This window comes from Streptomyces sp. NPDC007983, from assembly GCF_042958345.1.
GTDB lineage: Bacteria > Actinomycetota > Actinomycetes > Streptomycetales > Streptomycetaceae > Streptomyces.
Genome location: NZ_JBIBJI010000033.1, coordinates 20543 through 42136 on the forward strand (window position 1 = coordinate 20543; position 21594 = coordinate 42136).

Here is a 21594-nt window from a genome sequence, read left to right on the forward strand (position 1 = left end):
CCGAGTGATCCGCGTCCTGCTCGCCGATGACCAGATCCTGGTCCGCGCGGGCTTCCGGGCGCTGCTCGCCGCCCAGCCGGACATCGACGTGGTCGCCGAGGCCGCCGACGGGGAGCAGGCCCTGAAGGAGGTGCGGGAGCACCGCCCCGACGTCGTGCTCATGGACATCCGCATGCCCCTCCTCGACGGTCTCGCCGCGACCCGCCGGATCACCGCGGACCCCGCCCTCGCGGAGGTGAAGGTGGTCATGCTGACCACCTTCGAGCTGGACGAATACGTCTTCGAGGCCATCCGCGGCGGCGCCTCGGGCTTTCTGGTCAAGGACACCGAGCCGGAGGAACTGCTGCGCGCCGTGCGGGCCGTGGTCGACGGCGACGCGCTGCTGTCGCCCGGGGTCACCCGCCGCCTCATCGCCGAGTTCGCCGCCCGCTCGAAGGAGCCCGCGCCCGCCTCGGTCCTCGCGGAACTGACCGAGCGGGAACGGGAGGTGATGGCCCTGGTCGGAATCGGTCTGTCCAACGAAGAGATCGCGCGGCGGCTGGTCGTCAGCCCGCTCACCGCCAAGACCCATGTGAGCCGCACGATGGTCAAGCTGGGCGCGCGCGACCGCGCCCAGCTCGTCGTCCTCGCCTACGAGTCCGGGCTGGTGCGCCCGGGATGGCTGGGCTGACGCGCCCGGGGCCCCCGCGTCAGAACAGCGCCTCGGGGCTCGCGGCCTCCCGCGCCGGAACCTCCACCGGGGCCGTCGTCTCCGCGTCCGCCGCGGCCGCTCCCAGCGGACGGCCCGCCAGCAGACGGCCGTCCAGCAGCAGGGCGCGGCCGTCCGGCGCGGTCAGATGGATGTCCGGGCCCGCCACGCCATCGACGCGTCCCGCCACCGTGCGATCGGCGGCGAGCCGGATCACCCCCCGCACCGGACGCAGCCGCTCCAGGTGGAACGCCTCGTCGTGGTGGACCGGAGCGAAGGCGGTGAGGGCCAGCGACTCCGGCAGACCGCCGAGCCCACCCGCCCGCGCGTGCAGCGCCGCGAGCTCGGCGGCGCGGCGCTCCCGGGGCGGCGGTTCCTCGCGGGCTGCGCGCTTGGCGGCGTACGGAAAGCGGTCCGGGACGCCGAGCGCCGCGCCCAGCACGGCCTCCGCGCGCCGCGCGGCCATCAGCGGGCCGCGGCCGAGCAGGGCGTACGAGAGCGCGGCCTGCTCCAGCAGCCGCACGCCCTGCCGCTCGGCCGCCGTGATGCCGACCTTGATCAACCCGGGCCCGAACCAGGCGAGATAGAGGTCGTACGGGCGGGGGTCGTCGGCGTGAGTGTCGGCGGCGACCGAGTACGAACGGTCGAGCCGGGCGCAGTCCGGACACTGCGACGAGACGGCGGACGCGGCCACCTCGGCGTCGTCCGGGCACGGGTTGTGCCGGGCGCCCCGGCGCACCCCGGTGCAGCGGCGGCCGGGCCCGGTGGTGAAGGCCAGCGGGCGGCCCGGTGTCAGCGCCGACGTCCGCTCACCATGGGCCGGGTGGCGCCACAGGAGCGCGGGGCCGGAGCCGGAGGACCAGCGCAGCCCCGCGCACCGCCACCGCCGGTCTCCGGTCATCCGCCCTTCCTCCGGGGCGGCAGCCACAGCACCCTGATGACGCGGTGGACGAACCCGGCGGTGGCCGCGATGGCGGCGGCCGTCCGCCATGCCGCCTCCTGGGCCCGCCCCAGCTCGCCGAAGAGCGCGGGGCTCGCGACGGCGACGAACAGGACGGCCGCCAGCAGCGCGCCCGTGACGACGGCGAACACGATCTCCACGGTGAGCGCGTCCCGGTCGGCCTGGCTACGGGGTCCGGTCATCGGGCATCAGTCCTCTGTCGGGTCCGAAAGGCGGTTCGTACCTCGATCCATCCGCTCACACGCCCGAGTGCTCCCGCCACACCTGCGCCAGCGACAGATCGCCCTTGCCGCTCAGCGCGCTGTACGGCAGCCGGTTCCACGCGACGATATACAGCTCGCCGACCGGGCCGGTCAGCTCGCAGTCCGCGTCCCCCTCGGCGCCGCGCGTGGCGTGCGGGGGCTCTTCGGAGAGCCGCACCGTCCAGACATCGTCGGTGTCGGTGGCCCGCAGCCGCAGGGTGCGCGGGGTGTCCAGCCGCACCCGGCTGCGCTCCCTCCCGTGGAAGCGGACCAGCAGCTCATCGATCCCGTCCGCCGCGAAGGCCGGGTCGAACGGCGAGTGGTCCGCCCCCAGCGCCGATTCCGCGTCGACCCGGTGGATCGCCGTCTCATGGGCCTGCCGCCGGGCCCAGAACGCCAGCGGCGAGGGGGCGGGCAGGAAGGTGAAGGCCTCCAGGGCCGGATCGGCGTCGGTCAGCGCTTTGACCAGCGCGCGATGCCCCTCCCGATACCAGGCCACCAGCTCGGCGCCGTCCCGCTCCGGCTCGTCACTCAGCCGAACCCGCTCCGTCAGGCCCTCGGTGACATAGCGGGTCGCCCACCGGTGCACCCGCCCGATGTGCGACAGCAGCTCCCGGACCTGCCACCCGGGGCAGGTGGGCACCCGGGCGTCCGTGCCCGCCTTGGCCGCGGCGTCGGCCAGCAGGTGTCCCTCACGATCCAGGACGTCGATCAGCTCGGCAATCTCCATGGCGGAATTCTGCCAGCCGCCACCGACATGCGGGGTGACCTGGCGGAATTCAACCAACACCGGGGCGCGCGACGTTGCGCGTGGCGTACGCGACGACGGCCGCGACCGCCGCCAGCGCCGCGACCGTGGTGAGCGCGGCGGGCAGCGAGAACCAGTCGGCGAGGAAGCCGATCATGGGCGGGCCCAGCAGCATGCCGCCGTAGCCGAGGGTGGAGGCCGCGGCGACCCCGCTGGGGCCGGTCAGCGCGCCCGCCCGGGCTATGGCCACGGGGAAGAGGTTGGCCAGGCCGAGCCCGGTCACCGCGAAGCCGAGCAGGGTGAGCCAGACCGTCGGCGCGAGCGCGCCCAGCAGCATCCCGGCCGCCGCGGTGGCGCCGCCCGCGGCCAACGTCGTGGTCTGGCCGAGCCGTTCGAGCAGCATCGTGCCGGACAGCCGCCCGATGGCCATCGTCAGGGCGAAGACGGAGTAACCGGCGGCGGCGACCCCGGCGGACGCGTCGAGGTCCTGGTGCAGATGGAGCGCGGCCCAGTCCGCCATCGCCCCCTCGCCGTACGCCGTGCACAGGGCGATCAGGCCGAACACGGCGACCAGCCAGCGCGCGGGGCCCCGCCGCGCTCCGCCGGATGCCTCGGCCGCCGGGCTCGTATCCGTTTCGGGCGGCGACGGCGGCGGAACGGAGAGCAGCGTCCGGCCCGCGGCCGCCGTGAGCACCAGCCCGACGGCGGCCAGCAGCGCCAGATGGCGGGTGGGGGAGAGATGGTCCGCGAGCAGCCCGCCGAGCCCCGCCCCGGCCATGCCGCCCAGGCTGAACGCCGCGTGGAAGCTGGGCATGACCGGCCTGCGCAGCGCGGCGATGAGATCGACGGCCGCGCTGTTCATGGAGACGTTGAGCCCGCCGAAAGCGGTGCCGAAGACGAGCAGCACCAGCCCGAGGGCGAGCGCGGAATGGGTCAGCGGCGGCAGGGTGACGCTGAGCGAGAGCAGCACGGCGAGGGCGACCGTCGTGGCGTGGCTGCCGAAGCGGCGGCAGAGCCGGCCGGTGATCATCATGGTGGCCGTGGCGCCCACCGACACGCACAGCAGGGCCAGTCCCAGGGCGCCGGCGGAGGCACCCGTCTGATCCTTGATCGCCGGAATACGGGCCACCCACCCGGCGAAGACGAAGCCGTCCAGGGCGAACAACGCGGTGAGGGCGGCGCGGAGTTGGGAGAGGGCGCGTTCCGGGGTGGCGGCGGCGCGTTTCCCTGTCATGGCCGTCCATGTTTTGTTTGATGTCGGCACAAAGTGAGAATAGGGGCGTGACCCAGACACGGACAAGGCTCGAGCGGGGCCGGGGCGCTCTCGGCCCGGCACTGGCGCTCGTACACACCGGCCGCGCGCCCACCCGCGCGGTGCTCACGACCGAACTCGGGGTGACCCGCGCGACCGCGGGGGCCGTCGCCGCCGAGCTGGAGGCGCTCGGCCTGATCGAGGTCGACGCGCGCCCGCTCGGCTCCGCGGGGGCGCAGGGCCGCCCGTCGCACCGGCTGGCGGTCGCCCCGCGCGGACCCGTCGCGCTCGCCGCCCAGGTGCACGCCGACGGCTTCCGGGCGGCGCTCGTCGGGCTCGGCGGCACCATCGTCGCCACCGCCCCCGGCTGCATGACGGTGCCCGCCGACCCGGCGCACGTGCTCGACGCGGTCGTCGAGGCCGGAGCCGGGCTGCTGCGCGAGACCGGCCGCCGCTGTGTGGGCGCCGGGCTGGCGGTGCCGTCCGCGGTCGCCGAACCGGAGGGCACCGCGCTGAACCCGCTGCACATCGCCTGGCCCGCGGGCGCGCCGGTGCGCGAGCTGTTCACCCGGAGCCTCGCCGCGGCGGGCGTCCGCGGCGCGGACGGGGAACCCCTCACCGGCCACGCGGGCAACGATGTCAACCTCGCCGCGCTCGCCGAACACCGGCACGGCGCCGGGCGCGGCGCCCAGCATCTGCTGTGCGTCGCCACCGGGCACCGGGGCGTCGGCGGCGCGCTGGTCCTCGACGGACGGCTGCACACCGGAAGCGCGGGGCTCGCCCTGGAGGTCGGCCATCTGACCGTCAACCCCGAGGGGCCGCCCTGCCACTGCGGCAGCCGCGGCTGTCTGGACATCGAGGCCGACCCGCTCGCCTTCCTCAACGCCGCCGGGCGCGATCCCGGCCCCGAGGGCTCCCTGCTCCAGCAGGCGCGCGACCTGATCCGCGAGGACTACGCCGAACCGTCGGTGCGGGCCGCCGTCGAGCAGCTCATCGACCGGCTGGGCCTCGGGCTCGCCGGGCTCGTCAACATCCTCAACCCCGACCGCATCATCCTCGGCGGACTCCACCGCGAGCTGCTGGAGGCCGACCCGGAGCGGCTGCGGGCGGTCGTCGCCGAGCGCAGCCTGTGGGGGCGTAGCGGGGGCGTCCCGATCCTGCCGTGCACGCTGGACCACGACAGCCTGGTGGGCGCGGCGGAGCTGGCGTGGCAGCCGGTGCTGGACGACCCGCTGGCGGCGCTGGGCGCGGCGTAGCGGTACTCGCTACCGGTCCCCCGGGGAGCGCGGCCGGGCCGGGGGCCGACGGGTGGAGCACCTGGTAGCGGTCGCCGTACTCCCCGGGGACGAGACGAACTGCCCTCGGCCGTACGACGACCCGGGCGCCGCCGGGCGGGACGCTCGGAGACGAACCTTGCGGAACCACCGAGGAGCGCGATCACCATGAACACCCTGGCGCACGGCTTCGCCGACGGACCCGGACCCGGTCCGTGGATTGTCTTCTTCCCCCTGATGTGGGCGCTGGTCGTCGGCGGCGGGATCTTCCTGCTGCGGCGGACGGTGTGGCGCGGACGCGCCCCCTGGCAGCAGGGCCGCCCGGCGCTCGGCGAGCTGTCGCCGATCGTGGTGCTCGGGCGCCGCTTCGCGGCCGGTGAGATCGACGAGGACGAGTACTGGCGGCGGCTGTCCGTCCTGGACGAGCAGTTCGGCCGTCACACCAAGGGCGCCGCCGGCTGAGCGCTCGGACGTCCGGGCCGTCCCGTCCGTCGTGGGGCGGGGCGGCCCGGACGCCCGGTGACGATCCGTTCGCTCAGTGGGATACGGCCGATCGGGCGGCCGGTGCCCGCTCCCGTACGGGCGGTGCGGCCGGTGCCGCCGATACGGGTGCCACCGCCGGTGCGGGGGCGGGCGCCGCCACGGGGGCCGGTGCGGATACGGGGGTCACCGGGGACACCGGAGTCACCGGGGACAGCGGGGCCGGCGCGGAGGCCGGGGTGGGGGCCGGTGCCGGGCGCGAGACGGTCGCGCGGTGCGGTGGCGCGGTGCGGGCGGCTCCGTACGCCGCGTACGGCGAGCCGGTCACGGGGGCGGGCTGCGGCACGGCCAGGGTGAACCAGACGACCTTGCCGCCGCCGTCGTCCCGTACGCGCATCCCCCAGGTCTGGCTGACCGCCGCCACCAGCGCGAGCCCCCGGCCGTGCGTGGATACGGGGTCGCATGCGCGGACCTTGGGCAGCCGCGGATCCTGGTCGCGGACCGAGACCGTCAGCCGGTCCGGCATGAGGGCGATCTCCACCGTGCACTGCTTGTCCGGCTCGGCATGCCGGTGCACATTGGTGAGCAGCTCGGTGACGCCGAGCGCGGCCGGGTCGATGAGCGGATCCAGATGCCAGTAGCGCAACTGCGCCGACACGATTCTGCGGACCTGACCGATCCGCGACGGCAGGGCTTGCAGCTCCACCGTGCAATGCCTGCTAGGACGACTGATCACGGCTGCGACTCCCTGAAGAAGTTGGGGCTAGCCTGATGCAGATGCGGGCGACGAACGCGTGCAGCAGTGGTGGCTGCTGTGCGCGACCGGTGGGCCGGTTCTCAGCGTCACCGCTTGTTGACCCTCAGTGATACTGATGCTCGTCCAGGGTCGGTCCCCCCGCGCGCATGCGCAACTCGGCCGCCTCACCCCTTGCGGGCGTGCCCCCGGGCGGATCGGACGGCGTCGAGGAAGCGGCTGGCGGCACCGGATCCGGAGGGTTTGGCCGGGTCCTGCTGGCCGAGGGTGAGGCGGTAGCGGGTGCCGTTGACGGTCGCCATGGCCTGGTCGCCGTCCACGAACCACGGCTTGCTCGCCCGGACCGACTGCACGGGGGCGCTGTCGATTTCGCGCCCGTAGCTGGTCAGCAGTTGCAGCCTGCCGTCCTTGATCGAGACCTGTCCGGCGCGGGTGACCGAGCGCAGGAATCGCTCGATCCGTACACCCCTGGCATTGAACTCGGTATCGGCCATCACGACCGCCTCCCCGGTGGCTTCCGACTGGCAAGCGCTGCTGCCTCATTCTCCCTGCTGCGCAGTGTGCCCGTGACCGGGCCGCCGCACCAGGGCGCACCGGGGTCCATTTAGGATCGAAACGGACCGAGTATGCCACTCGGACCGGGCACGGGGCACAAGCACGAGGAGCGGCGTGGACAGTACGACGCGGACGGTCGTCGACACGGTTGACGTGGACCGCAGCGACCACGACTACCGGAACTGGCTCAAGGAGGCCGTCCGGAAAGTGCAGGCCGACGCGCAGCGTTCCGCCGATACGCACCTGCTGAGCTTCCCGCTTCCGGAGCGGTGGGGGATCGACCTGTACCTCAAGGACGAGTCCACCCATCCCACAGGGAGCCTCAAGCACCGGCTCGCCCGCTCACTCTTCCTCTACGGGCTGTGCAATGGCTGGATCCGCCCCGGCAAACCCGTCATCGAGGCGTCCAGCGGCTCCACCGCCGTGTCCGAGGCGTACTTCGCCAAGCTGATCGGCGTCCCCTTCATCGCGGTGATGCCGCGCACGACGAGCCGGGAAAAGTGCCGCCTGATCGAATTCCATGGCGGCCAGTGCCATTTCGTGGACGACCCGCGGAAGATGTACGAGGAGTCCATGAGGCTCGCGGGCGAGTCCGGGGGCCACTACATGGACCAGTTCACCTACGCCGAAAGGGCGACCGACTGGCGAGGCAACAACAACATCGCCGAGTCGATCTACCAGCAGCTGCGGCTGGAGCGCTACCCCGAACCGGCCTGGGTGGTCGCCACGGCGGGCACCGGCGGCACCTCCGCGACCATCGCGCGCTACGTGCACTACATGCAGTACGACACCCGGGTGTGCGTCGCCGACCCGGAGAACTCGTGCTTCTTCGACGGCTGGGTGGACCACGACGCCCACGCGTGCAGCGAGTCGGGTTCCCGTATCGAGGGGATCGGCCGCCCCCGGATGGAGCCCAGCTTCGTGCCCGGCGCGATCGACCGGATGATGAAGGTCCCGGACGCGGCGAGCGTCGCGGCCGTACGGGCGCTGGAGCGGGCGATCGGCCGCAAGGCGGGCGGTTCCACGGGCACCGGGCTGTGGAGCGCGCTGAAGATCGTCGCGGAGATGGTGGCGCGGGGGCGCACGGGGAGCGTGGTGACGCTGCTGTGCGACCCGGGTGACCGGTATCTGGACAAGTACTACTCGGACGCCTGGCTGGAGGAGCAGGGGCTGGACATCGAGCCGCACGCGAAGGCGATCGACGCCTTCCTGGCGACCGGACACTGGCCGGACTAGCTCATCGGACGAAGGCGCCTCAGACCGTCGTCGTCAGGCGCCGGTCCAGGCACCGGACCGCGTCGTGGAACGCCCGCCGCAGCACCGGGCGGAAGGCCCGCGCCGCGGCCCGGGTCACCGCCGTGCCGTCCAGCGCGAACGTGTAGCGCACCACCGTGCCGGAGTGCCACGGCACCAGCCGCCACTCCTCCAGCAGCGCCCGCAGCCCCGGCACGTTCGTCTCGTCGACCCGGTACGCGTACCGCTCGCACGGGTCCGTCGCCATGATCGTCTCGCGGAACCGGGTGCCGGCCATGAGCCGGATCTCCCGGCCCGTCCCGTCGGCCGTCGGGCGGGCGTCGGACACCTGGCGGAACCAGCGGGGCCAGCCCTCGACGTCGGCCAGCGCCCCGAACACCGCCTCGGGCGGCGCCGACGCCTCGGCGATGAACGCGAGTCGGACCGGGGCGGTTTCGGTGTAGTCCAGCCCCACGGAACGCAACCGGTATGCCATGGGGTCACGATAGCCGCACATCTGTCACGCCGTCAGATGTCCGACGCCGCCGGGCGTCAGAGTTCCGACGCGGCCTCGACCGGCTCGCCCGCCACCACCAGCTCCGGCAGATACTCGGCGATCTCGGCGCGCGCCCCGGCCGGCAGCCCCGGGTCCGTCACCAGCGCGTCCACCTGGTCCAGCGAGGCGAACGAACTCAGGCCCACCGTGCCCCACTTGGTGTGGTCGGCGACCACCACCACCCGCCGCGCGGACCGTACGAAGTGGCGATTGGTCTCCGCCTCCGCCAGGTTCGGCGTGGACAGCCCGGCCTCGACCGATATGCCGTGCACCCCGAGGAAGAGCACATCGAAGTGGAGCGAGCGCACCGCGGCGTCCGCGACCGGCCCCACCAGCGTGTCCGACGGGGTGCGCACCCCGCCCGTGAGCACCACGGTGGCCGCCCCCGGGCGCGGCGCCGCGCCGCCGAGCGCCGCCGACCGCTGCGCGGTGTAGAACACGTCCGCCACCCGGACCGAGTTGGTCACCACGGTCAGATCCGGCACCTCCAGCAGCTGCTGGGCCAGGGCGAACGCCGTCGTACCCCCGGCCAGCCCGATCGCCGTGCCCGGGGCGGCCATCGCGGCGGCGGCCTTCGCGATGTCCTCCTTGGCGCTCAGCTCCAGACCCGACTTGGCCTCGAACCCCGGCTCGTACGTGCTCGCCTCGGCGACCGGCACCGCGCCGCCGTGCACCTTCTCCACCACGCCCATCCGGGCCAGCGCGTCCAGGTCGCGACGGACCGTCATGTCCGACACGTTGAGCTTGCGCGTCAGCTCGTTGACCCGCACTCCACCGCGCCGTCTGACCTCGTCGAGAATCAGGGCGCGCCGCTGCTCGGCGAGGAGGTTCTGGTTGTCGCTCACCCTGCCCGTTCCCTTCCGGTCGGCGCGTGTCGCCCGCGCGGCCATCTTCGCACGGGGGACGGACAGCCGGTCCCCGGAGGACCGGGGGTTACGATTTCGCCACGCCCGGCCTGTCATGGTCCTGGTCCCACCCCGCTGGGCACAATCCTGGAGCGAACACCGGGACGGAACGACCGCACGAACACCGGGATCGGGGGACACGGTGGCATCGACCACGGGTACGAGGGCATCGGCAGCGGGGGTGGAGCAGACGCTGGGGGTGTCGCCGCCGCCCCCGGACAGTGGGCCGCCCCCCGATCTGGAGCTGCTGGTCCACGGCGTCGGCGGCGCCACCCCCCAGGAGATGCTGAGCGATCCGCGCACCACCCCGCTCACCGGCGACGAGACCGCCGCGGTCTACCGGCGCATCGACGACATGGACGCCGAGTCCCGGCCGGAGGACTACCGGGACGCCCCAGTCCGCGAGGCGTACGTCTGGTCCAACCTCACCTCCGGCAACGGCGCCCGCGCCCTGTGGCTGCTCCTGCTGCCCTTCATGGTCGTCAACCTGGCGCACTGGATGCGCCCCGCGGCCGACCGGCGGGAGCGGACCGTGCGCACCTACGGCCTGCTGGTGCGCCTGGTCGCGCTCAGCCTGACCGTGCTGCTGATCGCCGGGGCCTGCGAGGTGGCCCTCGACCTGGTCGCCTGGCAGTGCGCGGGCTCGCCCGACTGCTCCGACGGCACCTGGCTCGGCTTCCTGTCCGCCGGGGACGACGGCTGGTGGAGCCAGCCCGGCCGCCGGCTCGCGCTCACCGCCGTCGTACCGGCGGCCCTGGTCGGCCTGCTGTGGTACCTGTCCAACCGCACCTGGAGCGCGTACGAGTCGCAGGCACCGCTGGAGCTGCCGGTGGACGAGACCTGCCCCGAGTCGGAAAACCGCCCCGCGCTGTGCCTGCCGGGCTTCTGGTACGGCCGCCGGATCGTCGCCCGGCTGCGCGCCGCCCACACCGCCGCCGGATTCCTGACGATCGCCGCGGCCGTCACCGCGGCCACCGCCGGGTACGACCGCGGAGCGGGGGGCAGCGCTTTGCCGGCCGCCCTGGGCTGGACGCTGCTGACCCTGGTGGTGGCCGGCGGGTGCGTGGTGGTGTACGTGGTGTGCCGCCGCGGCCGCAGCGAGACCAGGGCCGACAGCGAACTGGACCGCCTCACGATCACTGCGCTGCCCGGCGCCGCGCTCGGCGTGCTGGTGCTCGCCCTGCTGTACGCGGGCTGGTCCCGCCCCCGCTGGGTCTCCGACGGAAGGCTGCCCGGGGACCAGACCTTCTGCGTGATCGCGATCGCGCAGGGCGCGCTCATCGTGGCCATCGCGGTGTGCGCCCTGGTCCTGTACCGGGAGGGGCCCACCCCGCGCACCCCGCTGCGCGGGCTGGCCGGTCCCGCCGTCGCCATGCTCGCCTGCGGACTCGGCTCGGTGCTCGCGGGCGGCGTCGCACAGCGCATCGCCGACTGGCTGGACGGCGGCGCCACCCCGGGCGAGGGCGGCACCATCGCGCCCCCCATCCTGCTGTCCTGGTGGGCCACGGCCATACCGGTGTTACTGCTGATGATCCTGCTGCTGGCCGTGATCTTCGCCCTGCGGGCCTGGCGGGTCCGTGAACGGCTCATCCCCGACGTCCTGGACAGCTATCCGGGCGAAACGGCCGACGCGGTGCGCACCCGCCGGATCGCCGGCACGATCGCCCGCGCCGGGCTCACCGACTCCGCCCCCTGGCTCGTCGGCCCCGTCGCCCTGTTCACCCTGCTGCTCGGGGGGCTCGCGGTCGCCGGGGCCCTGGCCACCGACGAGGTGCCGGGGCGGGCCGCCGACGACACCCCGAGCATCGTGGACGCGGCCACCCAGACCGCACAGGCGCTCGGCTCCTGGATGATGGGCTTCGCCGTCCTGATGCTGGTCACCTGGGCCCGCCGCGCCTACCGCAGCCCATCCGCCCGGCGCACCATCGGCATCCTGTGGGACGTCGGCACCTTCTGGCCGCGCGCCGCGCACCCCTTCGCCCCGCCCTGCTACGCCGAGCGCGCCGTCCCCGACCTGACCTGGCGGATGGAGACCTGGACCCGCACCTACGGCGGCCGCCTCGTCATCTCCGGGCACTCCCAGGGCAGCGTGCTGGCCGCCGCCGCGGTCTGGCAGGTCGACCTGCGCACCCGCGCCCAGATCGCGCTGCTCACCTACGGCTCACCGCTGGAGCGGCTGTACGGACGCTGGTTCCCCGCCTACTTCGGCCCCGCCCAACTGCGCTCGCTCCACGGCGAGGTGCGGTGCTGGCGCAACCTGTGGCGCTACACCGACCCCATCGGCGGCCCGATCCGGCTGCCCGACGGCACCGGGCCCGAGGTGGACTGCGACGCCTTCAAGGACCCGCTCGCGTACGGCCGCACCGCCGAACACCCGCTGCCCGCACCGATCCTGGGGCACTCCGAGTACCAGGCGGACCCGGCCTTCGACCGGGAGCGGGCCGAGCTGATCGCCCGGATCCCCGAGGGAACACCCTGCGGCTGCGCGGCCGTACCGCAACCGGCCCGGAGCGATTCCGGACCGGCCCACGGCAACGCGGGACCCGCTCAGAGCAGTTCGGGCAGGTCCTCCGGGTAGAGCAGGGTGAGGTCATCGGTGGTCGGGTCGCTCAGCTGGGCGACCCGGCCCGCGTGCCGCTCCACCATCGCCTCGAAGGTCTGCCGGGCGGTGCGGCCGTTGCCGAACGCCGGGCCCTTCGGGAGCGCCGTGAAGTACTTCAGCAGCGCCTCCGACGCGCCCTCGCCGATCCGGTACTCCTGGTCGTCGGCCTGCTGCTCCACGATCCGCAGCAGCTCCTCGGGCGCGTAGTCCCCGAAGGTGATGGTGCGGGAGAAGCGGGACGCCACCCCGGGGTTGACGGACAGGAAGCGCTCCATCTCCGCGGTGTACCCGGCGACGATGACCACCACCGAGTCCCGGTGGTCCTCCATCAGCTTCACCAGGGTGTCGATGGCCTCGCGCCCGAAGTCCCGGCCGGAGTCCTCGGGCGAGAGCGCGTACGCCTCGTCGATGAACAGCACCCCGCCGCGCGCCCGGTCGAACGCCTCCTGGGTGCGGATCGCCGTCGAGCCGATGTGCTCGCCGACCAGATCCACCCGGGAGACCTCCACCAGATGGCCGCGCTCCAGCACCCCCAGGGAGGCCAGGATCTCGCCGTAGAGCCGGGCGACCGTCGTCTTGCCGGTGCCGGGGGAGCCGGTGAAGACCAGATGGCGGCGGACCGAGGCGGCCTTCAGCCCGGCCTCCTGACGCCGCCGGCCGACCTCGATCATGTCGGTGAGGGCGCGCACCTCGCGCTTGACGCTCTCCAGCCCGACCAGCGCGTCCAGTTCGCCCAGCACCGTCGTCGAGGGCCGTACGGACACCGGCTCGGCGGGAGCGCCGGACGCGGCCGTCACGGCCGGGGGCTGGGCGGCGCGCTGCGCCGGGATGCCGCCCAGCAGCCCGCCCGTCGAGGCGGCGGTCTCCACGGCGGCCGCCGGGAGGGCGGGTGCGGTCGCCGGGGTGGTGACGGCGGTGGTGGCGCTCTCGTCGCTGGTGCAGTCCTCGACGGCCGGGCCCGCCTCGGAGAACTCGTAACCGCCGCGCGCACACCGCTCGGTTCGGCACCGGGTCAGAGTGGTGCGGCAGCCGTCGATGATGTGGAAGCCGTAGCCGCTGCTGCCCGTCACCCGGCAGCCGGTGAAGGTGCCGCGGCCCTCCGCGGACACATAGAACCCGGCCTCCGTCGGCGAGGAGACCGTGGTGCGCTCGACCGTCGGATCCGCGCCCTTGGTGACGATCACCCCGGTCGAGGCGCCGTCGATGGTGCAGTTCGCCAGGGTGCCGCCGCTGCCGTGATCGCGGAACCAGGCGCCGGTGGCCGCCTCCCGGATCCGGCAGTCGTCCAGCTGCGCGGTCGCCCCGTCGCTCACCGACACCGCCGTGTTGCGCACCTGCGACAGATCGCTGTCGACGACGTCCACGCGCGAGCCGCGGTCCAGCACGAACAGCGCGTCGGGCACGTCCCGCACCCGGCACGAGTCGAGCACGGCCGTGGCGCCGTCGCTCACCCACACGGCCGGATAGTCGCCCGTGCTCTCATGCAGCTCGCACTGGTTGGCGTCCACCCGGGTGCCCGGGTCCCACACCGACAGGCCGTTGCGCCCGAACCGGCGCACCGTCGAGCGGGTCAGCGTCAGCACCGAACGTGACCGCAGGTCGACCGCGTTCTCCGGGACGTCGTGGATCTCGCAGTCCGCGAGCGTGAGCACGGCGTCGGTGTCCAGGTTGACGCCGTCGCCCGTCGTGCGGTGCACCCGGCAGTCGGTGAGGTGCCCGGTCGCCCGCGAGGAGACCGTCACCCCGGCGCCCCGGATCTCGTACACCTCACAGCCGACGGCCTCCAGCGAGCTGCCCTCGCCGGTGAGGGTGACCCCGGCGCCCGACGAGTGATGGATCCGGCACCGCTCCAGGCGCGGGCGGGCGCCGCCGCGCACCGCGACCCCGGACTGCCCGGCCGCCATCACCTCGCACTCCTCGAACACCCCGCCCGCGCCGTCCAGCACGCTCAGGCCCACGCCCGCCGGGTTGTCCACGGTGCAGCGCCGCACGGTCGGCCGGGCGCCGCCGCGCACCTCGATGCCGACGGCGGAGCGGGTCGCGACCCGTACGTCCGTCAGCTCCGGGGTGCCCTCCTCGACCAGCAGCGCGGGCGACGCCGAGTCCATGCCCTCGACATGCAGATCCTGGACCACCGCGGACGCGCGTATCGTCAGCGCGACGCCGTCGGCGGGAGCGATCCGCACCGAGCCGCGCGAGGAGCCCTCGGGGCCGCGCAGGGTGACGGCCCGCCCCACCACCAGATTCTCGCGGTAGGTGCCGGGCGAGATGGAGAGCACGTCACCGTCCCCGGCGGCCTCCAGGGCCGCGGCGAGGGAGGCGTACTCTCCGGTGCGGCGCCGCCACCGCGACGTTCCGCTGTGCGTCACCTGGACGACCGAGCCCTGTGCCATGGTGCTGCTGTGCCCCCACCTCGTGCGTATGCCGGATGTGCGCGACTGTGCCGCTGTTCACGTGAAGGCCCCACCGTAGCGTGCGCATGGCACGCGGAGTTGACCTGCCCGGAAGGCCCGGCGCACGAGGTGTTGTGGTGACACGGCGCGAGCCGGGACGATGCCCGGCTCCACCGTACTGTCCGCGTCAGCTGTCCGCGTCGGCTCGGCCCCAGTCCTGACCGGCCCGCGCCCAGGCGAGGTCCCACTGGGCGTACCGCCGGCGCACCAGCCGCCATACGACCAGCCGCCGGACGCCGTCGACCAGCCCGGCCGTCGCCGCGCCCGCGCCGATCCCGGCCAGCACCGCGTGGGTGGTCGTGGTGGCCGAGTCCAGCGGACGGCTCTTCAGACGGCCCTGGTCGTCCGTCCAGATACGGAACGTCTCGCCCGCGTCGGCGCCCGGGTGGGCGCCGAGCGTGCCCTGGTGCCTGCTGCCGTCCGGCCCCGTCCAGCTGGCGAGGACCCGGCGGTGGGCGTCACGCGCGGAGGCGGTCTCGGGGTCGGAGTCGATGGGTGGCTGCGGCAGCACCTTGGTCACGGTCGCCGCCACGACATGGCGCTCGGCGCGCTGCTCCTGCGCGGTTCTCTCCAGCGCCCCATGCGCCAGGGAACCCGCCGCCCAGCCCGTGGCCGGTGCCGCGAGCACGATCAGCACCGCGGCGACCAGCGCCGCGTACGCCTCTGCAACATCGGTCCTACGGCGCAGCGGGTTACGCCGCCAACGCCACAAGCCCTTGATCATTCGTATCATCCGCACGTCTTTCGACAACCCCCTTCCCCGTTCGTGGATACCGCATGGCAGGCCGGATATGCGCGAATTCGGTGAAGAGAGAGCCATATCACGGGCTGAACCCATTCGCCGCACCCGCGGGGCCGGGCGCGGCCCGTGGCACGCGCCACACCACCCGGGTGCCGCCCGCCTCGGGCGCCTCGATGCTCAGCGTGCCGCCCAGCAGCTCGGCCCGCGACCGCATGTTGACCAGCCCGCCGCTGGGGGCCGCGTCGCCGATGCCCACCCCATTGTCGGTGACGGTGAGAACGACATCGGCGCCGACCGTGAACCGTACGTCAACCCGCTGGGCGTGCGCGTGCCGGACGGTGTTGCTCAGCGCCTCGGCGAGCACCGCCAGCGCCTGATCGCCGGTCTCGTCCGGCACATCGGTGTCGACCGGCCCGTCCATCAGCAGCGACGGCGTGAAGCTCAGGATGTCCGACGCCGACCGCACGGCCTTCACCAGCCGCCGCCGCAGGGTGGCCGGTTCGCCGTCCTCGTCCCCGACCGCCCGCAGCGCGAAGATCGTCGAACGAATGATCTTGATCGTCTCGTCCAGGTCGTCCACCGCCCGGCCGACCCGCTCACCCGCCTCCGGATGCTCGATCAGCCGACTCGCGCTCTGCAGCGTCAGCCCCGTCGCGAACAGCCGCTGGATCGCCAGATCATGCAGGTCACGGGCGATCCGGTCGCGGTCGTGCAGCAGCGCCAGATGCTCGGACTCGGCACGGTGCCGGGCCAGTTCGAGCGCGAGCGCCGCCTGCGCGGCGAAGCCCGACAGCAGCTCCACCTCGTGGTCGTCGAACGCGGGCCGCCCTGCCAGCCGGCACAGCCGCAGCGCCCCGGTGGACCGCTCATGGGCGACCAGCGGTACGGCCACCAGCGGGCCGAACTCGCTCTCCTGGTCCGGCAGCGGCCAGGCCCGCGCCCGGGAATCGGTCCGTACGTCGCTCGCCACCGCGGGCCGCCCGGTGCGCACCGCGAGACCGGCCAGCGAGCCGTCGGACGGCACCACCAGACTGCTGATGCGCTCCGCGTCATGCCCCTCCGCGACCTCCACCATCAGGCTGTCCGTGCCCGGGGCGGGCAGCAGGATGGCCGCCGAATCGGCCAGCGAGACCTGGAGGGCCAGCCGGGCGATCAGGCTCAGCACCTCGGCCGCCGGAATGCCCGCCAGCAGCGTGCGGGTGATCACCCCCAGCGCCTCCAGCCACTGCTCCCGGCGGCGGCTCTCGTGGTACAGCCGGGCGTTGTCGATGGCCACCCCGGCGGCGACCGACAAGGTGGTCAGCACCGCCTCGTCATCGGGGTCGAACTGCGCGCCACCGCGCTTCTCCGTGAGGTACAGATTGCCGAACACCTGATTCCGGACCCGGATCGGCACCCCCAGGAACGAGCGCATCGGCGGATGGTGCGCCGGGAAGCCATGGCTCGCCGGATGCTCGGACAGATCGGTCAGCCGCAGCGGCTGCGGACGGCGGATCAGCTCGCCCAGCAGACCGTGGCCGCTCGGCAGCGGGCCGATCCGGTGCGCGAGATCCTCCGCTATGCCCACCGGCAGGAACTGCGACAGCCGGTGCCGGTCGACCACGCCCAGCGCCCCGTACTCCGCGTCCGCCAGCAGCACCGCCGCCTCCACGATCCGCCGCAGCACCTGCTCAAGATCCAGCTCACGGCCCACGCTGAGCACGGCCTCCAGCAGGCTGTGCATCCGCCCCTGCGTGGCCCGGGCGGCGTCCAGCCGCGCTTGCAGCTCGTCGAGGAGCTGATCCAGCCGGAGTTGAGGCAGCGCGGGGTGACGCCCCTGATCCGCTGTGCCCGACACGCCGTTCCCCCCTTTGGTCCCCCTCGTTGCCGCCGCGCGACACAGCGTATCGAGGGGGAGGGATGATCAGGGCTGCGGGACCACGGCCACCGGGCAGCGGGCGTGGTGCAGTACGGCGTGGTTGACCAGGCCCAGCTGCATGCCGAAGTGCCCCTGCCGCCGCCGGGCGCCCACCACCAGCAGGTCGGCGCGGTCCGACGCGTCCAGCAGCGCCTTGCGGGGCGGGCCCTCGACCGCGCGGTAGGCCACGGGGACGGGCGGCCGCGCCATCTCCGTCACCCCGCCCAGCGCCTCGTCCAGCAGTTCGGCGGCGTGCCCGGCGTGGTCCTCGTGCGGCCCGTGGTCGTCCGGCCCCGCGCAGCGCCAGGCGTGCACCGCCGCCAGCTCGCAGCCGCGCAGCCGGGCCTCCCGGAGCGCGAAGGCGACGGCGGGGGAGGGCGGGGCCTGGTCGTGCTCGCCCGGGCGCTCGTGCTCGGCGATGCCCACCGCGACGCGGTTCATCCGGCCGTGCACGCCCTCCGGGCGGCCGCGGACGACGATCACCGGGCAGGACGCCCGGGCCGCGATGCCCAGCCCGACCGAGCCCAGCAGCAGGGACGCGAACTCGCCGCGCCCGCGCGACCCGACGACCACCGCCTCCGCGCTCTGCCCGGCGCGCAGCAGGGCGGTCACCGCGTCCTCGGCCGCGAGGTCGGTCATCACCTTCAGCGCCGGGGCGCGCCGCCCGGCCCGCTCGGCGGCGGTGGCCAGCACGGTCTCGCTGTGCAGGCGCTCGGTGGGGCGGTCGGCGGCCGTGGCGGGCACGTAGCCCTCGTACCGCTCCCAGAGGGAGGCGTGCACGATGCGCAGGGGGAGGCGCCGCCGGGCCGCCATTTCGGCGGCCCAGTCCAGCGCGTCGGAGGCGGCGTCCGAACCGTCGACCCCGACGACCACGGGAAGCTCCACCGCGCCCACCGCCTCTCCTGCCCGCACCTGGCTGTATGCCCGCTCATTGTCCCGCCGATGCGGTGGCCATGACGCGCTATCGGTGCACCAGGGGGACCCGCTGGGCCGGCGCACGGGTCAGCGCAGCCGCATGGCCAGTGTGACGACGGCGCCCATGGCCCCGGCGCTGATCGCCAGCCGGTCGGTGACCAGGCGGGTCAGCCACAGCCCGCGGCCGCTGGTCGCGCCGTCCAGCCCCGGCAGGATCTGCGGGATGACGTCCTCGGAGAAGCCGGGGCCGGAATCGCTGATCCGGCACTCCAGCTCGTCGCCCACCCGCCGCAGCAGCAGGGAGCCCTTCCCGCCCGCGTGTTCGATCGCGTTGCTGGCGATCTCGTCGACGGCGAGGACGAAGTCGCCACGGCGGGTCTCGCTGAGCCCGGCCCAGGCGGCGCACTCCTCGACGAGGACGCGCAGCCGGGGCAGTTCCCCGGCGGTGAAGCGGCGGTGCAGGAGATGTTCCAGGTGTGCTCCGGCTCGGTTGGCGGACCGACGACGACAGTCGGCTGGCACCAGGGCCTCCCGGGTGACGAGGGTGAGCGACATCAGGGTCGGTGAAGCAGCCGAGGGTATGGGGTGTGGGGTGCCATCGGGAGTTGTGACCACAAATGGCATGTCATATCGGCAGTGCGACTGGAAATGACTAAGAGAGAGTCGGTACGTGCTCATCCGCGTATCGCTTCGGATCGGCTGACAGGGCGGTGGCCCCTCGCACGCACGGTCACCGCCGAGGGGCGAGGCGGGGGAGGAGACGGCAGAGTGAGGCCATGAAGGGACTTCTGGGCGCACTGAAGACCGAGCACCGCGAGCGGCTGATGGCGCTCGCCCACGATGTGTCCTTCCCCTCGGGCGGCCGCATCTTCGAGGAGGGCCGGAAGGCGGACCACTTCTGGGTCATCCGCACCGGCGCGATCACCCTCGACCTGCGGGTCCCGGGCCGCCGGGCCGCGGTGATCGAGACCCTGGGCCCGGGTGAGCTGATCGGCTGGTCGTGGCTGTTCCCGCCGGAGACCTGGCACCTGGGCGCGGAGGCGCTCAGCCCGGTGCGCGCGTACGAGTTCGACGCGGAGGCGGTGCGCCGACTGTGCGACGACGACCCGGAGCTGGGCTACGCGCTCGCGCTGGCCTGCGCACAGGTGATCGGACGGCGCCTCCAGGCCGCCCGTGGCCGGCTGCTGGACCTGTACGGGCCGTACGCGGGCGGCATGTCCCCCTGACGGGGCCGAGGTCGCGCGCTGACGCCGCCGGGCGGGCCCGGACTGCGTAGGGTCGTCGTCCACACCGCTGATCGCGGAGAGGCGCGTCTGAGGGCCGAATGGCCCCTTACCCCTTCCCGCGGCAGGACGTAAGAGTGGGCAGCCGGATCACGACCGGCGCCCCACGCGCTACGGAGGAGAGGGCAGTGCCCGAGACAGCCGACACCGCCGATGCCGGGGGCGTCGACCCGACCGCCGAGCCCATCGGGGTCTTCCTGCTCGACGACCACGAGGTGGTGCGACGGGGCTTGCGCGACCTGCTCGACGCGGAGCCCGATCTCACGGTCGTCGGCGAGGCGGCGAGCGCTCGCGAGGCCATCGCCCGCGCCCCCGCCGTACGGCCCCATGTGGCGGTGCTCGACGTACGGCTGGGCGGGTCGGGGGAGAGCGCCGACCACGAAGGGATCGCGGTCTGCCGGGAGTTGCGGGCCCGGATGCCGGATCTCGCCTGCCTGATGCTCACGTCCTTCGACGACGACGAAGCGCTCTTCGACGCCATCATGGCGGGGGCCGCGGGCTATGTGCTCAAGCAGATCAACGGCTCCGACCTGGTGTCCGCCGTACGCACCGTGGCGGGCGGCCGGTCCATGCTCGACCCGGGGGCGACCGCCCGCGTCATGGCGCGGCTCCGCGGGCCCCAGCCCAGCACGCCCGACGAGCTGGAGCGGCTGTCCCCGCGCGAACGGGAGATCCTGGAGCTGATCGGTGACGGGCTGACCAACCGGCAGATCGCCGAGCGGCTGTTCCTCGCCGAGAAGACCGTCAAGAACCGGATCTCCTCGATCCTGTCCAAGCTGGGAGTGAGCCGGCGCATCCAGGCAGCGGTGATCGCCGAGCGGATCAGGGAGCGCGAGACGGGGCAGTGAGGCGGGCCGGTGAGCCCCGGGCCGGTGGGGCGGGCGCCGGTGCCGGAGTCGCGGGGGGCACGAGGCCGGCTCCCCATCCGGCCCCGCACCCCACGCCGAGCGGGGCCGGCCGGTCGTGGTCGCTCATCACCGCGGTGGAGTGAGAGCCCGGCCGCCCCGTGGTCAACCGGCTCACACCGCCTCCCGCCAGCATCCCGCGTGCCGCTCGGGCGGGGGAGGGCCGAACGGCCCCCGGCCCGGGGCCGGATGGGCCGCCGTGCGGCCCGCCGCCGTGGCGCCCGTGGGACTACTCCAGGATCTCGACCGGGTCGCCCAGCCGCAGCGTGCCCGTGCCCTCCGGCACCAGGTTCTGCCCGAAGAGCAGGGCGTCCCCCACCCGCCGGTGCCGCGCCAGGGTCCGCAGCGGCTCCTTGCCGCGCTCGCCGGTGCTCTGGTCGGTCGTGGTGATGACGCAGCGGGAGCACGGCTTGCACACCCGGAAGACGACCTCGCCGATCCTTATCCGCCGCCAGTCGTCCTCGGCCCACGGCGCGGTGCCGTCGATGACGACATTCGGCCGGAAGCGGTTCATCGGCAAGGGACCCTCATCGGGGTGATCACCCTGGGCGATGAGCGAGTTGAGCGCGTGCAGCGACGCGGTGGTGGTGAGCAGCAGCGGAAACTCGTCGGCGAGGCTCACGGTCTCCCCGTCGCGGGCGTACTCCGGGATCAGGGGCCGCCGCCGCGCGGGATCGTCGAGGTGGACCAGCCGCGCCTCGGTGCCCAGGAAGTCGCTGATCCAGGCGTCGGCCTCGGCTCCCGCCGCCACCACCTCGACCTCCTTCCGCGCCAGCATCACGGGGAAGGCGGCCGGCGACGGCACCGACGGGTCCCCCGGCCCGGGCGCGGTCACGCGCAGCGGCTTCCGGCCCTCGGCGCTGAGCCGGACACCGCCGTCCGGCAGCAGCTCGGCCGAGGCGAGCGCCAGCCTCGGCTGCTGGCGCTGGGTCACATAACGCCCATTGGGCTCGACGACCATCCATCTGCGGTCACCGGCCAGCCCCCACGGCTCCACGACCGCGGCACCGGGCGCCAGACCCGCGATGGACTTGACGGGGTAGACGTGGAGGGCGCTCAGCTCTGGGTTGACCATGCCGAACATCCTGCCAGCAGGGTCCGACAGACCGGGATGACCGCGGGGTGAACACCAGCCGGGGCCCGGTGTTC

At 73.9% G+C, this 21594-nt stretch carries 21 protein-coding genes; 7 read left to right on the forward strand and 14 right to left on the reverse strand.

Features of this window, described 5'->3' with window-relative positions:
* The first annotated feature begins 4 nt into the window (after positions 1–4).
* Positions 5–670 carry a response regulator gene (locus tag ACFZCY_RS42915; RefSeq protein ID WP_391186843.1) on the forward strand — a complete coding sequence of 222 codons (666 nt, stop codon included), beginning with the start codon at positions 5–7 and terminating at the stop codon, positions 668–670.
* 19 nt (positions 671–689) lie between these two features.
* Here the strand turns inward: ACFZCY_RS42915 and ACFZCY_RS42920 are convergent, their stop codons facing one another.
* The 4 genes from ACFZCY_RS42920 to ACFZCY_RS42935 are packed head-to-tail and all read right to left on the reverse strand — an operon-like array spanning position 690 to position 3903.
* On the reverse strand, positions 690–1589 hold the full coding sequence (locus tag ACFZCY_RS42920; RefSeq protein WP_391186752.1) for a DUF2797 domain-containing protein: 900 nt from the start codon (positions 1587–1589) through the stop codon (positions 690–692).
* Positions 1586–1831, reverse strand: a complete 246-nt coding sequence (locus ACFZCY_RS42925; RefSeq protein WP_391186755.1) for a DUF6332 family protein — start codon at positions 1829–1831, stop codon at positions 1586–1588. Before ACFZCY_RS42925 ends, ACFZCY_RS42920 begins: the two co-directional genes overlap by 4 nt.
* A 55-nt stretch (positions 1832–1886) precedes the next feature.
* Entirely contained in the window at positions 1887–2621 is a 735-nt protein-coding gene (locus ACFZCY_RS42930) for a maleylpyruvate isomerase family mycothiol-dependent enzyme (protein WP_391186758.1), read from the reverse strand.
* Between the two features lie 49 nt (positions 2622–2670).
* Positions 2671–3903: an MFS transporter gene (locus ACFZCY_RS42935; protein ID WP_391186761.1), complete on the reverse strand. Its 1233-nt coding sequence runs from the start codon at positions 3901–3903 to the stop codon at positions 2671–2673.
* Between ACFZCY_RS42935 and ACFZCY_RS42940 the strand changes: the two genes are divergently transcribed.
* Positions 3894–5147 (forward strand): ROK family protein, encoded by a 1254-nt coding sequence (locus ACFZCY_RS42940; RefSeq protein WP_391186764.1) that lies wholly within the window; start codon positions 3894–3896, stop codon positions 5145–5147. The two genes, ACFZCY_RS42935 and ACFZCY_RS42940, sit on opposite strands and share 10 nt — an antisense overlap.
* A 186-nt stretch (positions 5148–5333) precedes the next feature.
* Complete coding sequence (locus ACFZCY_RS42945; protein WP_391186767.1) at positions 5334–5627, forward strand: SHOCT domain-containing protein; 294 nt, start codon at positions 5334–5336, stop codon at positions 5625–5627.
* A 73-nt stretch (positions 5628–5700) separates the two neighbouring features.
* Here the strand turns inward: ACFZCY_RS42945 and ACFZCY_RS42950 are convergent, their stop codons facing one another.
* Positions 5701–6351 (reverse strand): ATP-binding protein, encoded by a 651-nt coding sequence (locus tag ACFZCY_RS42950; protein WP_391186770.1) that lies wholly within the window; start codon positions 6349–6351, stop codon positions 5701–5703.
* A gap of 215 nt (positions 6352–6566) precedes the next feature.
* Entirely contained in the window at positions 6567–6893 is a 327-nt protein-coding gene (locus tag ACFZCY_RS42955) for a hypothetical protein (RefSeq protein ID WP_361490042.1), read from the reverse strand.
* A gap of 175 nt (positions 6894–7068) precedes the next feature.
* Here ACFZCY_RS42955 and ACFZCY_RS42960 point away from each other — a divergent pair, with 175 nt between their 5' ends.
* Complete coding sequence (locus ACFZCY_RS42960) at positions 7069–8190, forward strand: pyridoxal-phosphate dependent enzyme (RefSeq protein WP_391186774.1); 1122 nt, start codon at positions 7069–7071, stop codon at positions 8188–8190.
* A gap of 19 nt (positions 8191–8209) precedes the next feature.
* On the opposite strand, the gene ACFZCY_RS42965 is transcribed toward ACFZCY_RS42960, so the two are convergent.
* The gene (locus tag ACFZCY_RS42965) at positions 8210–8683 is read right to left on the reverse strand and encodes an SRPBCC family protein (RefSeq protein ID WP_391186777.1); all 474 of its coding nucleotides are present in this window, start codon (positions 8681–8683) and stop codon (positions 8210–8212) included.
* 56 nt (positions 8684–8739) lie between these two features.
* A complete protein-coding gene (locus ACFZCY_RS42970; RefSeq protein ID WP_391186780.1) occupies positions 8740–9588 on the reverse strand; it encodes a DeoR family transcriptional regulator in 849 nt (282 codons plus the stop codon).
* 535 nt (positions 9589–10123) lie between these two features.
* On the opposite strand from ACFZCY_RS42970, the gene ACFZCY_RS42975 reads away from it, so the two are divergent.
* Complete coding sequence (locus ACFZCY_RS42975) at positions 10124–12226, forward strand: hypothetical protein (RefSeq protein WP_391186846.1); 2103 nt, start codon at positions 10124–10126, stop codon at positions 12224–12226.
* Here the strand turns inward: ACFZCY_RS42975 and ACFZCY_RS42980 are convergent.
* From ACFZCY_RS42980 to ACFZCY_RS43000, 5 genes are all read right to left on the reverse strand, one after another.
* On the reverse strand, positions 12196–14643 hold the full coding sequence (locus ACFZCY_RS42980) for a right-handed parallel beta-helix repeat-containing protein (RefSeq protein ID WP_391186783.1): 2448 nt from the start codon (positions 14641–14643) through the stop codon (positions 12196–12198). The genes ACFZCY_RS42975 and ACFZCY_RS42980 overlap by 31 nt on opposite strands.
* A 187-nt stretch (positions 14644–14830) precedes the next feature.
* Complete coding sequence (locus tag ACFZCY_RS42985) at positions 14831–15433, reverse strand: hypothetical protein (RefSeq protein ID WP_391186849.1); 603 nt, start codon at positions 15431–15433, stop codon at positions 14831–14833.
* Positions 15434–15524: 91 nt separating this feature from the next.
* Entirely contained in the window at positions 15525–17282 is a 1758-nt protein-coding gene (locus ACFZCY_RS42990) for a GAF domain-containing protein (protein ID WP_391186787.1), read from the reverse strand.
* Positions 17283–17348: 66 nt separating this feature from the next.
* Complete coding sequence (locus tag ACFZCY_RS42995; protein ID WP_391186790.1) at positions 17349–18236, reverse strand: universal stress protein; 888 nt, start codon at positions 18234–18236, stop codon at positions 17349–17351.
* 108 nt (positions 18237–18344) lie between these two features.
* Positions 18345–18812, reverse strand: coding sequence for an ATP-binding protein (locus ACFZCY_RS43000; protein ID WP_079038718.1), 468 nt, complete (start codon positions 18810–18812; stop codon positions 18345–18347).
* A gap of 221 nt (positions 18813–19033) precedes the next feature.
* Here ACFZCY_RS43000 and ACFZCY_RS43005 point away from each other — a divergent pair, with 221 nt between their 5' ends.
* Both ACFZCY_RS43005 and ACFZCY_RS43010 read left to right on the forward strand, forming a co-directional pair.
* Positions 19034–19483 (forward strand): cyclic nucleotide-binding domain-containing protein, encoded by a 450-nt coding sequence (locus ACFZCY_RS43005; protein ID WP_361489631.1) that lies wholly within the window; start codon positions 19034–19036, stop codon positions 19481–19483.
* A 185-nt stretch (positions 19484–19668) separates the two neighbouring features.
* On the forward strand, positions 19669–20388 hold the full coding sequence (locus ACFZCY_RS43010; RefSeq protein WP_391186795.1) for a response regulator: 720 nt from the start codon (positions 19669–19671) through the stop codon (positions 20386–20388).
* 286 nt (positions 20389–20674) lie between these two features.
* On the opposite strand, the gene ACFZCY_RS43015 is transcribed toward ACFZCY_RS43010, so the two are convergent.
* Positions 20675–21520 carry an MOSC N-terminal beta barrel domain-containing protein gene (locus ACFZCY_RS43015; RefSeq protein ID WP_391186798.1) on the reverse strand — a complete coding sequence of 282 codons (846 nt, stop codon included), beginning with the start codon at positions 21518–21520 and terminating at the stop codon, positions 20675–20677.
* Positions 21521–21594: the final 74 nt, after the last annotated feature.